Below are 12,981 nucleotides of genomic sequence, written 5' to 3'. Positions count from 1 at the left end.
ATGCAGGGTCTTACATGAGCACATCGGTTCTGGTTGTTGACGATTCCGCCATGGCGCGCAAGATGCTGATTGCGGCGCTGCCGCCTTCCTGGGACGTTTCCATTCGCCAAGCCTCCAATGGCCTGCAGGCCCTTGAGGCCTATCGGGAAGGGGGGGTTGATGTGATGTTTCTTGATCTGACCATGCCCGTCATGGATGGTTTTCAGGTTCTTGAACATCTGAAAAAAGAAGACATGAATTGCCTGGTCATCGTGGTGTCAGCCGACATCCAACCAGAGTCTCAGCAACGGGTGAAACAACTGGGGGCCATCGCTTTCATGCGCAAGCCGATCAACGCAGAAGCCGTTCACGCGGTGCTCAAAGAATACGGATTGGCACTATGAAGGCGCCGCTCTTGAACGAAGACCAGCGTGATGCGCTGCAGGAGATCACCAACATCGGCATGGGTCGGGCAGGTGATTCGATCGCTCGAATATTCAATGAGTTCGTCGAGTTGTCGGTGCCTCGCATCCTGACCGTGGAAGGGTTGCAGCTTGCCGATAAAGTGGCAGAGATGGTGGGCTGCAAAGACGTCTCGGGGGTGCGGCAGGCTTTTCATGGGCAACTGCGTGGTGAAGCGCTGGTGATCTACAACCATCAGCACTGCAATCAGTTGGCTGAGTTGTTCGGATACGAGCCCGATCCGACCCCTGGCTCTGAAAACGAACTCCTTCTGGATGTCACCAACGTACTGGTTGGGGCATGCCTGGGCGGGATGGCAGAACAATTTCGAATTGACATCGGATTCTCTGCGCCGGCGTTGATGGGTGAGCATGGTGCGGTGGCCAATTTACTTCGCGTTGAGCAGATTGAGACCAAGCAGGTGCTGTTTGTCGAGGTCAATTTCAAATTGGAACGACACAGCTTTTCCTGCCACCTGGTCATCTTGATGTCAGACACACAGATCGCCATGGTCGAACGAGCCGTCGACGCTTTCATCGAAAGATTCTGAGCATGCCCACCGATGATCAATTTGAGATGCTGAGCTTCATCGTTGACCACGTTGAAGTGGGTCTCTTTGCGGTTGATCAGGATTTCCGCATCACGCTCTGGAACGGCTTCATGGCAATGCACAGCGGCATGACCGCCGAGGAGGTGAAGGGACGCAATCTGTTTGAGTGCTTCCCCGAGTTGCCGTCCAAGTGGTTGGAAAAGAAGATCCAGAACGTTTTCTTATTGAAAAACTACGCATTCACTTCCTGGGAGCAGCGGCCTCATCTCTTCAAGTTTCCTCACAATCGTTCAGTGACGGGAGGCATGGAATCCATGCGCCAGAACTGCACGTTTCTGCCCGTCAAACAAGGCGAGGCGGTCGATCATGTTTGTGTTGCGCTGTTCGACTACACCGAGACGGCGTTGTTCCAGAAGCAGTTGACCACCACCATCGCAGCGCTTGAGGTAGAAAAGGGAGAGCAGAGAAAGCTGATTGCACAACTGGCTGAAGCTCAAGGGCAACTCCTTCAAGCTGAGAAGATGGCATCCATCGGCCAACTCGCGGCGGGCGTTGCGCACGAAATCAACAATCCCGTTGGCTTCGTGAATGGCAATTTCGGAAGCCTTGAAGGCTACATCTCTGACCTCATGCGGTTGTTGAGTGAGTACGAAGGGCTGGAGGCCTTGCTGGATCAGCATCCTCAGGCACTGGCACGTGTCAATGCGCTCAAAAAAGAGATAGAGATAGATTTCTTGAGAGAAGACGTTCCCCAGCTCTTCAAGGAGAGCCGTGACGGGCTTGACCGGGTCAAGCGCATCGTTCAGGACTTGAAAGACTTCTCTCGGGTTGACCAAGCTGAATGGCAGAGCGCCAACCTGCACGACTGCTTGAACAGCACCCTCAGCATCGTTCAAAACGAGGTCAAGTACAAAGCAGAGGTGATCAAGAACTACGGTGCTTTGCCCTTGGTAGAGTGCATGCCATCGCAGCTGAACCAGGTTTTTCTGAACCTTTTGGTCAATGCCGCGCAGGCCATCAAAGAGCACGGCCGGATCACGATCCGAACCGCCGTTGAATCGGACTGGGTGCTGGTGTCGGTGTCAGATACCGGTTCGGGTATTCCACCGGATGTGGTCAAGCGGATTTTTGACCCGTTCTTCACCACCAAACCCGTCGGGACAGGCACTGGTCTAGGCCTGTCGGTTTCTTACAGCATCGTCAATCGACATGGCGGCCGCATTGAGGTTGATACGCAAGTAGGTGCTGGAACGACCTTTTCGGTATGGCTGCCGATCGTTCAAACTGCGGACGCCGTCGATAAAATTTCTTAACTCATTCAGCGCTTGCTGTTGAGGAAATCCATCGGTGCAGAGCACTCGCCGGACGATCAGGAGAATGCTTTTCCTGACGTCCCTGCTGAACTTGGTGCTGATGTCCCCCGGCTTCAAGCCGCTTTCTGATCCTTGCGGCGCAAGGCCAGGTCGCGGATCGCCTCGTCGCGCAAATCCTTGCGCAGGATCTTGCCCACATTGGTCATGGGCAGGTCTTCTCGGAACTCCACGTACTTGGGGCGCTTGTAGCCGGTGAGTTGTTCCTTGCAGTACTCGGCCACCATCTTCTCGGTCAGGCTGTAGTCCTTGCGCACCACGAACAGCATCACGGCTTCGCCAGCGCGTTCGTCGGGCACGCCCACCACCGCGCACTCGGTCACGCCGGGGTGCAGGCTCACCACTTGTTCGATCTCGTTGGGGTACACGTTGAAGCCTGACACCAGGATCATGTCCTTCTTGCGGTCCACGATCTTGATCTGCCCTTGCTCATCGAACACGCCGATGTCGCCGGTGCGGAAGTAGCCATCGGCGGTCATGACCTTGGCGGTTTCGTCGGGGCGGTTCCAGTAGCCGGACATCACCTGTGGGCCGCGCACGCAGATCTCGCCGGGCTCGCCCGTGGGCTGCACCTGGCTGTCGTCGTTCAGCAACAGGATCTCGGTGGAGGGCAGGGGGTAGCCAATGGCGGCGCTGTACCCCTTGTTGTCCAGCTTGTTGATGGTCAGCACGGGGGCCGTCTCGGACAGGCCATAGCCTTCAACGATGGGCACGCCGGTGATGCGCTGCCATTCGTCGGCGGTGGAGCGTTGCACGGCCATGCCGCCGCCAATGCACATGCGCAGGCGTGAGAAGTCGACCGTGGCGAAATCGGGTTCTTCTACCAAGGCGTTGTACAAGGTGTTGACCGCCGGGAACTGCGTGACCTTGTACTTCTTCAAGGTCTTGATCAGGCCGGGCAGATCGCGTGCATTGTCGATCAGCACGTTCATGGTGCCCATGCGCGCGCTCAGGAAGAAGCACACCGTCAAAGCGAAGATGTGGTACAGCGGCAGGGCCACGACGTTGATCAACTGGCCGTCGATCTTGTCGAGCTCGGGCTTGAGCCAGGCCTCGCACTGGAGGATGTTGGCGGTGACATTGCGCTGCGACAAGGTGGCGCCTTTGGACACGCCCGTGGTGCCGCCGGTGTATTGCAGGAAGGCCGGGTCGGCGCCCTGGATGACGGGGCGCACGTACTTGCCAGCGCGGCCCTTGGCCAGGGCAGCCTTGAGGGTGGTCTGCTTGCAGCGCTCGTTGTCAGGCAGGCTGAAGGCCACGACATTTTTCTCAAGGTGGCGGGCGTTGAAGGTGACCAGCGGCCCCTTGATGGGCCCGAAGACATCGCCCATGGCGCTCAGCACGATGTGCTTGAGCGGCGTGCGTTCAACCACCTCTTGCAAGGTCACCGCGAAGTTTTCGAGGACGATGATGACCTCGGCGCCGGAGTCCTTCAGTTGGTGTTCCAGCTCGCGCGGTGTGTACATCGGGTTGACGTTGACGACCACGAAGCCTGCGCGCAGCACGCCTGCGATGGCCACGGTGTATTGCGGCACGTTGGGCATCATGATGGCCACGCGCGCACCCTTGGCCAGGTTCAGTGACTGCAACCAGGTGGCCAGGGCCTTGGAGTGGGCATCGATCTCGGCAAAGGTCCAGCGCGAGTCCCGGAACGCCGCCATGTCGCGCTTGGCGTGCTTGGCGAAGGCTTCTTCCATCAGGTCAACGAGCGAGGTGTACGCGTCGGGGTTGATCTCGGGGGGCACGCCTGCGCCGTACTGACTCAACCAAGGTTTGGCAATCGACATGAATTTGTCCTGTGAAAAAAGCCGGGATCAATCTGAAAACAACTGCTGTCATTTTGCAATAGATCCGGGCTTTTGCCATCCCTCAGTCAAGTGCGGGGTTCTGCCGAAGTCTGGTGCCATGGCATGAAAAAAGGCCCTCTTTCGAGGGCCTTCGCGCATCGGTCGATGTCGTGCCGACATCACTGGAACGTGAAATGCTCCGCGTCCATCGCCATGACGGCGCTGGTGGGCGCCAAGGCGCTCTTCTTGTGGCCATCTGCACGTGGCAGCATGCGTTCGAAGTAGAACTCGGCCGTCTGGATCTTGGCCTTGTAGAACTCGGCCGGCTCTTTGCCCTTGCCACTGGCCAGCAGGTCGTTGGCCTTGACGGCCTGCAGCAACCAGAAGTGGGCCATCATCACGTAGCCCGAGTACATCAGGAAGTCGACGCTGGCCGAGCTGACCAGGTCACGGTCCTTGGCGGCGCGCAGCATGATGCGGGTGGTCAACACGTTCCACTGAACGGCGCGGCAGGCCAGCGTGCGGGCCATCTTGCCCACGGCACCACCCGACAGCAGGTGTGGCTTGGCCAGTCCCAGCATGTCGCCGGTGAACTCGCGCACGCACTTGCCCTTGGTGGTCAGCAGCACCTTGCGGCCCAGCAGGTCCAAAGCCTGGATGCCGGTCGTGCCTTCGTACAAGGTGGAGATGCGCGCGTCGCGGGCGATCTGTTCCATGCCGTGTTCCTTGATGTAGCCGTGGCCACCGAACACCTGCATGCCCAGGTTGGCCGCTTCCAGGCCCAACTCGGTCAGGAAGCCCTTCAGGATGGGGGTGTAGAAGCCCAGCTGGTCGTCGAACGCTTCGTACTTGGCCTTGTTGCCTTCCAGCACGCCGTTGACCATGTTGTCGGCCAGCTTGGCGGCGTGGTAAATCATGGCGCGGCCGCCTTCGGCCACGCACTTCTGGATCAGCAGCATGCGGCGCACGTCGGCGTGCCAGATCAGCGCGTCGGCGGTGTGCTCGGCGTCTTTCTTGCCCGACAGGGAGCGCATGGAGCGGCGCTCCTTGGCGTAGGGCAGGGCGCCTTGGTACGACAGCTCGGCATGGGCCACGCCCTGCACGGCCGTGCCGATGCGGGCGGTGTTCATGAAGGTGAACATGGCTTCCAGGCCCTTGTTGGGCTCGGCGATCATGTAACCCACGGCGCCGTCGAAGTTCAGCACGGCGGTGGCCGAGGCGCGGATGCCCATCTTGTGCTCGATCGAACCGCAGACCACGGGGTTGCGTTCGCCCACCGAGCCATCGGCGTTCACCAGGAACTTGGGCACGATGAACAGCGAGATGCCACGGGTGCCGCGCGGGGCGTCGGGCAAGCGGGCCAGCACGATGTGGACAATGTTGTCGGCCAGGTCGTGTTCGCCAGCCGAGATGAAGATCTTGGTGCCGGTGAGCTTGTAGCTGCCGTCGCCCACGGGCTCGGCCTTGGTCTTGACCTGGCCCAGGTCGGTGCCGCACTGGGGCTCGGTCAGGCACATGGTGCCGGTCCATTCGCCGGACACCAGCGCAGGCATGAACAGGTCTTTTTGCGCTTCGGTGCCGTACTGCATGATGGTGTTCATGCAACCCAGGCTCAGGCCGGGGTACATGGTGAACGACCAGTTGGCCGTGCCCATCATTTCCGCCTTGAGCAGGTTCAGCGACATGGGCAGGCCCTGGCCGCCGTGCTTGGGTTCGTGCGACAGGCCTTGCCAGCCGCCTTCCACGTAGGCACGGTAGGCTTCCTTGAAGCCCTTGGGCGTGGTGACGTTGCCGTTGTCGAAGTGGCAGCCTTCTTGGTCGCCTGACAAATTCAAGGGGGCCAACACCTCTTCGCAGAAGGTGGCCGCACCTTCCAGGATGGCTTCAACCATGTCGGGTGTGGCTTCGCCGCCGTTGGACAGGCTGGCGTAATGGCTGGTGTAGTCGAACACGTCGTTCAACAGGAAGCGCATGTCGCGCAAGGGCGCCTTGTACTGCGGCATAGGAAGTCACCTCTTTGTAAGCCGCGTGAACAGCGGCCGGGCCATGGGAGCAATCTGGGATTTTCGAACGACCGTGCTTTTCAAACGATCGTTCGAATTAAGGTCGCATTTATACCGCAGACTGGAGCGTTCAGGGGGATGTTCTGACAGCAAAGGGGCTAATTTGCCCATTGGTCGGCCATTTCTGCCCCCTTGAAACGGGGGTGCCTCGGAGATACCCTGGTGGGCTTGAATGCCTTGCGTGCAACGATCGCCTCTGTCACGCGGATCCGAATTGAGGAAGTAGCAGTCATGTTGGTGATCAAAAAACAGCGCTCAAAAACCGTTTGGGTGGTGGCTGGCGCCCTGGTGGTGGCCATGTCGGGCGGCGCTTACTACGCCAGCCGAACCTACTCGGCCGATGCCCTGCCCATGCCGCCCCACGAGGAGGCTTACGCCAAGATGCTGGACAGTGAACCGCCTGCAGCGGCCCCCTCGTCTTCGGGCAGCCACGAACTGGAGCGCCCGGCCGACATCGACCCCAAGGAGTGGCAGCAACTGGTGGACGCCTTGCGCAACCACCCGCAGCGTGACCAGGAACTCAAGCGCATGGTGGGTTACCTCCGCTTCAAGCGCGACATGGACAAGTGGACCGCGTTGAAAGACCAGCCCAATGCGATCGAGCGCGCCCAAGTGGGCCAGCGCATCCTGGATGCCTTGCCGGTGCGCTTTGCCAACCAGGAGGTGACCGGGCCGGAGGCCTTGATGCTGCAGGCAGCGATTTACGCCGACATGATCCCCGACGAGGCCCAGCGCAAGCCCATGGAAGAGGCCGCGCGCCAGGCCCTGATGCGCGCGCTGGATCACGACGCGGCCATGGACGCCAAGCTCATGGCCGAGGATGGCCAGACCGCCGTTTACAAGGAGCGGGAAAAGGTCATCATGAAACGCTTCCAGGACCAGCTCATCGACCAGGGGCAGATGGAGAAGGAGCTGGACGTGGCCCGGGTGGCCGCGTTCAAGTAAGGCAGGACGCGCCCTCGTCCAGCGGTCTCGGACGAATGGGCATGAATGCCGTACGGAATGAACCCTTGGGTTCGTGAAGCGCCGGGACACTGAGGGCTCCATTCATCCACAAGGAGTCACCATGTCCCGCGTCAATCTTCTCCAGTCCCCGCAAGCTCCTGCCGCCAGCCAAGCCCTCCTCGGCCAGATCCAGCAGGCCTTTGGCGCCACGCCCAACATGTTCAAGGCCGTGGCCAATTCGCCGGGCGCACTGCAAAGCATGTGGGCTGCCTTTGGCGCCTTGAGCAAGGGCAGCCTGGGGGCCACTTTGGGCGAGCAGCTTGCCGTGGCCATCGCCAACCGCAACCACTGCGAATACTGCCTGTCGGCCCACACGGCGCTGGGCCAGAAAGCCGGTGCATCAGCGCAGCAGATGGCCGCCGCGCAGATCGGCCAGTCTGCCGATCCCCGCACGGCCGCGGCGTTGCGCTTCGCGCTCAAGGTGGTCAGCGAACGGGGGCAGATCACCGATGGCGATGTGGCCAGCTTGCACGAAGTAGGCTTTGGCGATGAGCAGGTGGTCGAGATCCTGGCCCATGTGGCTTTGAACCTCTTCACCAATTACGTCAACGTGGCCTTGAATGTGCCCATCGACTTCCCCAAGGTGGCTTTGCAGCATGGCGACTCCGCCCATTGACCGACTGTCCTCGCTGCTCGAGCGCTTCAGCGTTCGGGCACACCTGTTCCACACCGGGCCTTTGTGTGGCGTGACCACTTACGCCGCAAAACCCGGGCGTGGTTTTTTGCACGTGCTGCGACAAGGCGAGATGGTGGTCACCCACCGTGCCAGCACCGGGCTTCAAAAGCGCATCAAGGTGTCCGAACCCAGCCTGCTGTTCTACCCCAGGCCGATGGCGCACCAGTTCCACAACACCCCCGACGACGGCGCCGACTTTGCCTGCGCCACGCTCGATTTCGAGGGCGGCCCCACGCACCCGCTGGTGCTGGCCCTGCCGCCCCTGGTGCTGTTGCCTTTGAGCCGAGTGGAGGGGCTGGCGCCCGCGTTGGCATTGCTTTTCGCCGAAACCGAACGCGTTCAATGTGGCCAACGCTTGCTGGCCGATCGCCTGTTCGAAGTCGTCTTGCTGCAAATGCTGCGCTGGCTGCTCGACCACCCCGAGGATGGCGGTGTGCCGGTGGGCATGCTGACCGGGCTGGCCGACCCGCGATTGGCCCGCGCACTGGTGGCGGTGCACGACCACCCGGGCCAGCCGTGGAGTCTGGAGTCGCTGGCGCAAGAGGCCGGCATGTCGCGCACCTCGTTCGCGGCCAGGTTCAAAAGCATGGTGGGGACTACCCCGGGCGATTACCTGGCCAATTGGCGGATGACCTTGACGCAGACCGGCTTGCGCCAAGGCAAGCCAGTCAAGCTGCTGGCCTCGGACTTGGGGTATGCCAACGCATCGGCCTTGTCTCGGGTCTTTGGGCAAAGGATGGGGATGTCGCCACGGCAGTGGTTGATGCAGTCGCGCGCAGAATTTTGCGTCTGAGGTGTAAGAAGTGGACGGTGTACTCGACTACACCCTGGTCCCGAACGAGAAACAGCGTTCGGGCCTTGTTCACCAACCATGTTTGACCCATCGGAGAAACACCATGACCCAACGCACCACCTCTTCTTCCGCCGCCCTGGCCGCCGCTGCCGCCCTGATCGCCATGTCGGGCGCCGCCTTCGCTGCCGAAGCACCCGCCGGCAGCATGGGCTCGGCCGTGGCCGCCAGCGACAAGGTGCATTGCTACGGCTTGCACACCTGCAAGGGCAACAGCGATTGCAAGACCACGGAAAGCGCTTGCAAGGGCCAAAACGCTTGCAAGGGCCACGGCTTCAAGGCCATGGACGCCAAGGCCTGCCTGGGCAAGGGCGGCACCATTGGCGACCTGGGCGCCGCCAAGTAATGCTTGAGGCGACCACGGCATGAGTGCTTCACCGCATGCCGCGCTGACGCGGCCCTCGCCCGGATTTGGGCTGGGGCTGCGCACCGTGCACTACCCCGACTTCCTGGCCGCACCGCAGAAGGTGGATTGGCTGGAGATCATTTCCGAGAACTACATGGTGCCCGGCGGCAAGCCGCTGTGCATGCTCGACGCCCTGCACGAGCGCTACCCCATGGCCATGCACGGCGTCTCGCTGTCCATCGGTTCGGTGGCCGGACCAGACCCCGCCTACCTGAAGAAACTGGCCGCGCTGGTGCAACGTGTCGATCCCCTGTGGGTGTCAGACCACCTGTGCTGGACGGGTGTGCACGGCCGCCAGTTGCACGACCTCATGCCTTTGCCCTACACCGACGAAGCGCTCGCGCTGGTGGTGCGCAATGTGCGCCAGGTGCAAGATGCCTTGGGCCGCCGCCTGGTGCTGGAGAACGTCTCCAGCTATGTTCAATTTCAAAGCTCCCACATGACCGAGTGGGACTTCATCGCCCGCCTGTGCGAAGAGGCCGATTGCCTGCTGCTGCTGGATGTGAACAACATCCACGTCAGCAGCGTGAACCATGGGTTTGATGCCTTGGACTTCATCCGGCACATCCCCGTGGGCCGCGTGCAGCAGATCCACCTGGCGGGCCACACCGACCATGGCGACCACATCATCGACACGCACGACCACCCCGTGGCCGATTCGGTGTGGGCCCTGTATGCCAAGGCCTGCGAGCGCTTTGGCGCGGTGGCCACGATGATCGAACGCGATGACCACATCCCGCCTTTGCCAGAGCTGATCGCCGAGTTGGACCATGCGCGCAGCGTGGCCGCCTCGGTGTTGGAAAGGCAGGCCGCGTGATGCTGCCGCTCGACGCAAACTCATTGTCGCTGGAGGCTTTGCAGTCACGCCTGCAGGGCCATGTGTTGGCGGGCGATGCAAGCGCATTGGCCGATGTGGTTTGCGTGGTGCCGGGCAGCGCGGCGCAGCGCCTGGGCATCTACCACCACGCTTACCGCGCCCGCTTGCAAGAGACGCTGCGCGACAGCTTTGGCCACACCTTGCTGTACCTGGGGGATGAGTGGTTCGATGCCTTGTCGACCGAGTTCATCGAGGCGCACCCATCGGAGTCGGCCAACTTGCGCTGGTATGGCGGCGCCTACCCCGATTGGCTGGCGCAGCGATTGAACGATGCGGACAGCGCCTTGGGTGATCACCCCGAGGTGGGAGAGATTGCCCGCCTGGACTGGACCATGCGTGCGGCCTTTGATGGCCCCGATGCACCGGTGTTGGCCTTGGCTGAGGTGGCCGCGCTGGCGCCCGAAGCCTGGGCCACGGTGGTGTTCAAACCGCACCCCACGCTGGCCTTGATCAGCCTGCGCTGCAACACCCTGAGCTTGTGGCACGCGCTGGACCAGGACGCCGACGTGCCTCCGGTGGAGGTGCTGCCATCGCCGATGGACGTGGTGGTGTGGCGCTTTGAAGAGCGGCCGCATTTCAGGAGCGTGGCGCCGATGGAGGCGGCCGCTTTGCGGGCGGTGATGCAGGGGCAGTCGTTCGCCGAGACTTGTGCCTTGCTGGCGGAGTGGTTGCCCGAGGATGAGAATGCGGCGGCGGTGGCCGGTGGCCATTTGCGCCGCTGGATCGATGAGGGGTTGTTGGCAAGTCAACCATGAATTACCCCCGGCTCTCCTCGGGCTGAATGGTCAGCGGCACACCTTTTGGCCATCGATGGCAGCTGTTGTGGCCGTTTGGGGCATTGCCTGTGCTGCGGCAAATCCTTAGACTTGATGAATACACACAGATAAACAGAGAGGATCTCGTCATGACAGGCATGTTCGTTCAACGCCCATTGATGCTGCTGGCCGCTTTGGCCACCGCATCGGCCTTTTGCCACCAAGCCCACGCCGAGGCCCACAGCAAGGTATCTCTTGGCAACTACCAATACACGCTCACGGATCTGGACCTGACCGATGGCATCGACCCGTCGATCGCCTTGGGACCAGGTGTGATGACACAGTCGGTGAGTGCGTCAATGTCCAACGGCGTCGGCAGTGGCGGCGGCCCCAATTCCATCGCCTCCAGCAGCGTCAAGAAAACCTACGAAGTACCGTTGGGCACGCCCAAGTCACTCGCCTACCAGGGCTTCGCTGTCTCCTCCGATGCCGGGAGCATGTCTGCTTCGGCGGACATCCTCGCTGGCGGAGGCACGTGGAGCCTGCTGGCCATGCATGAGCAGGCATTTGTGCTCAGCCCGCACACGGCCATCACGTTCACCGCAGCCGCAGACATCGAGCACAGCGTGGTGGTGCCGCCAGGCTCCGTGATCTATGGGCCGTACGGCAACCAGAACGGTTACTTCGATTGGGCACCCATCCAGGTCGATGGCAAGGCCTTCCTCACGGTGGGCAATGACGCCTTGTCTGCGCTTGGCAGTTCTCCTCCGTGCTGGGGTGATCGGTGCCAGTCGATGGATTATCTGCAGGACTTCATGCGCAGCTACAACACGGGTGAACACGTTCAAGGCAAGCTGCTGAGCCTGACGGTGAGCAACGACTCAAGCGGTACTTTGAGCAAGACGCTGTCGGCCGTGGCCTACACCAATGGTTATGCAACGGCCCCGCTGGCGTTGGTGCCGGAATCTTCCACCTGGGCCATGATGGGCCTGGGGTTGGTCGGCATTGGGGGGGCCATCGTGCGGCGTCGGCAGGCTGTGTCCCTGGTCGTCAAGGCACCATCTGACAACCGCGGAACCGCTGTTTGAACCTGGGCAGCGCCTTGCACCGGCTTGGCCGCATCGTCACTGTTGTGCGCGGCGGCCAAGTGCCATGATCGGCAACAGGCCAAACAGCATCAGTGCCCAGGTGGTGGGTTCAGGCGTTGACGGACTGGACCGAGGTGCCCGACGCCGAGACCTGCCTCCGCTGAGCGACATCTGAACCGTTTTGTTGAAGCATGGCCAAGGTGGTCTAGCGGGACTTCGCGTGGCATGCGCCCCTCGCTTCAGGGGTTGGCGGCGCGTTATGCTGACCGGCAGCATTGAAAGATCGCCCATGAAGACCGTGTACAACGCCGCCAATCTGCTTGAAGCCCAGATGCTGCTGGACGTGCTCAGGCAAGAGGGCATCACGGCCCACATCCGTGGCGCGCACCTGCAAGGGGCCATGGGCGAGTTGCCTGCCGCCGGTCTGGTGCGGCTGGAAGTCCTGGAAGAAGATCACCCGCGTGCCCGGGAGGCGATCGATCGCTGGGAAGCCGTCAACCCCGTTCCCGACACGCCCGTTGGCGCCACCGCGGACGGCAGCGGTGGCCGCTCGAGTTGGGCGCGGCCCGCCTTGACCGGCGTGGCTGTGGGCATGGCCTTGTCCTTTGCCTTGATGCGCTTGCCCGCCTCCACCGAAGGCCAAGACAACAACGGCGACGGCGTGCTCGATGAACACTGGCGGTTCTCGGCTTCGGGCCGGCACTTGTCGACCGAACTTGATCGCAACTTTGACCAGCGGATTGATGAGATCAGCACGTTCGACGGACATGGTCAGTTGCTTCGCTCCGATTCGGACGAGGATTTCGACGGTGTCATGGACACGCACATCCATTACAAGCGCAACAACCCCGAGTTGGCCGAGGTGGATCTGGACGGCGATGGCCTGACCGACGTGCGAACCCTGTATCGCGACGGCGTGGCGCACACGGTGGAGTACGTGGATCCCATCACGCAGAAAGTGGCTCGCCTTGAGCGGGTGCGCCTGGGCGCCGCCCTCAGTGCCGACATTGACACCGATGGCGACGGTCGGCTGGACACCACTGAGAATTACTCTCGCGTTGGCGCGGTGACATCGCGCGCGCCCATCGCGGTAGACAGATGAATGGTGGGGCC

General features: G+C 61.6%; 14 protein-coding genes. 11 read left to right on the top strand and 3 right to left on the bottom strand.

What is annotated here, in order from left to right; genetic code table 11:
• Window positions 1-14 precede the first annotated feature (14 nt).
• The 3 genes from PSV38_RS12120 to PSV38_RS12110 are packed head-to-tail and all read left to right on the top strand — an operon-like array spanning window position 15 to window position 2,304.
• Window positions 15-383, top strand: coding sequence for a response regulator (locus PSV38_RS12120; RefSeq protein WP_300547741.1), 369 nt, complete (start codon window positions 15-17; stop codon window positions 381-383).
• A gap of 11 nt (window positions 384-394) precedes the next feature.
• A complete protein-coding gene (locus PSV38_RS12115) occupies window positions 395-991 on the top strand; it encodes a chemotaxis protein CheC (RefSeq protein WP_300547740.1) in 597 nt (198 codons plus the stop codon).
• Window positions 992-993: 2 nt separating this feature from the next.
• Window positions 994-2,304, top strand: coding sequence for an ATP-binding protein (locus PSV38_RS12110; protein WP_300547738.1), 1,311 nt, complete (start codon window positions 994-996; stop codon window positions 2,302-2,304).
• Between the two features lie 113 nt (window positions 2,305-2,417).
• Here PSV38_RS12110 and PSV38_RS12105 read toward each other — a convergent pair whose 3' ends face one another.
• Both PSV38_RS12105 and PSV38_RS12100 read right to left on the bottom strand, forming a co-directional pair.
• On the bottom strand, window positions 2,418-4,148 hold the full coding sequence (locus tag PSV38_RS12105) for an AMP-binding protein (protein WP_300547736.1): 1,731 nt from the start codon (window positions 4,146-4,148) through the stop codon (window positions 2,418-2,420).
• Window positions 4,149-4,327: 179 nt separating this feature from the next.
• On the bottom strand, window positions 4,328-6,151 hold the full coding sequence (locus PSV38_RS12100) for an acyl-CoA dehydrogenase C-terminal domain-containing protein (RefSeq protein WP_300547735.1): 1,824 nt from the start codon (window positions 6,149-6,151) through the stop codon (window positions 4,328-4,330).
• Window positions 6,152-6,442: 291 nt separating this feature from the next.
• Here PSV38_RS12100 and PSV38_RS12095 point away from each other — a divergent pair, with 291 nt between their 5' ends.
• The 7 genes from PSV38_RS12095 to PSV38_RS12065 all read left to right on the top strand — a co-directional run bounded on the left by PSV38_RS12095 (window position 6,443) and on the right by PSV38_RS12065 (window position 11,868).
• The gene (locus PSV38_RS12095; RefSeq protein ID WP_300547734.1) at window positions 6,443-7,156 is read left to right on the top strand and encodes a hypothetical protein; all 714 of its coding nucleotides are present in this window, start codon (window positions 6,443-6,445) and stop codon (window positions 7,154-7,156) included.
• A gap of 121 nt (window positions 7,157-7,277) precedes the next feature.
• A complete protein-coding gene (locus tag PSV38_RS12090; protein WP_300547732.1) occupies window positions 7,278-7,832 on the top strand; it encodes a peroxidase-related enzyme in 555 nt (184 codons plus the stop codon).
• The gene (locus PSV38_RS12085; protein ID WP_300547730.1) at window positions 7,813-8,685 is read left to right on the top strand and encodes an AraC family transcriptional regulator; all 873 of its coding nucleotides are present in this window, start codon (window positions 7,813-7,815) and stop codon (window positions 8,683-8,685) included. The genes PSV38_RS12090 and PSV38_RS12085 overlap by 20 nt, the downstream gene beginning before the upstream one ends.
• 103 nt (window positions 8,686-8,788) lie before the next feature.
• Window positions 8,789-9,088: a hypothetical protein gene (locus PSV38_RS12080; RefSeq protein ID WP_300547729.1), complete on the top strand. Its 300-nt coding sequence runs from the start codon at window positions 8,789-8,791 to the stop codon at window positions 9,086-9,088.
• Between the two features lie 19 nt (window positions 9,089-9,107).
• Entirely contained in the window at window positions 9,108-9,965 is an 858-nt protein-coding gene (locus PSV38_RS12075) for a DUF692 domain-containing protein (protein ID WP_300547728.1), read from the top strand.
• Window positions 9,965-10,780, top strand: coding sequence for a DNA-binding domain-containing protein (locus tag PSV38_RS12070; RefSeq protein WP_300547726.1), 816 nt, complete (start codon window positions 9,965-9,967; stop codon window positions 10,778-10,780). Before PSV38_RS12075 ends, PSV38_RS12070 begins: the two co-directional genes overlap by 1 nt.
• A 149-nt stretch (window positions 10,781-10,929) precedes the next feature.
• A complete protein-coding gene (locus PSV38_RS12065; protein ID WP_300547724.1) occupies window positions 10,930-11,868 on the top strand; it encodes a PEP-CTERM sorting domain-containing protein in 939 nt (312 codons plus the stop codon).
• A 36-nt stretch (window positions 11,869-11,904) separates the two neighbouring features.
• Here the strand turns inward: PSV38_RS12065 and PSV38_RS20455 are convergent, their stop codons facing one another.
• Window positions 11,905-12,039, bottom strand: a complete 135-nt coding sequence (locus tag PSV38_RS20455) for a PEP-CTERM sorting domain-containing protein (RefSeq protein WP_366526655.1) — start codon at window positions 12,037-12,039, stop codon at window positions 11,905-11,907.
• 118 nt (window positions 12,040-12,157) lie between these two features.
• Here PSV38_RS20455 and PSV38_RS12060 point away from each other — a divergent pair, with 118 nt between their 5' ends.
• On the top strand, window positions 12,158-12,970 hold the full coding sequence (locus tag PSV38_RS12060) for a DUF2007 domain-containing protein (RefSeq protein WP_300547722.1): 813 nt from the start codon (window positions 12,158-12,160) through the stop codon (window positions 12,968-12,970).
• Window positions 12,971-12,981 lie beyond the last annotated feature (11 nt).

The organism is Aquabacterium sp., assembly GCF_029946005.1.
In the GTDB taxonomy this organism is placed as follows: Bacteria; Pseudomonadota; Gammaproteobacteria; order Burkholderiales; family Burkholderiaceae_C; genus Aquabacterium.
Note: the sequence above shows the minus strand (reverse complement) of the source record. Positions and strands in the feature narration are given on the sequence as shown.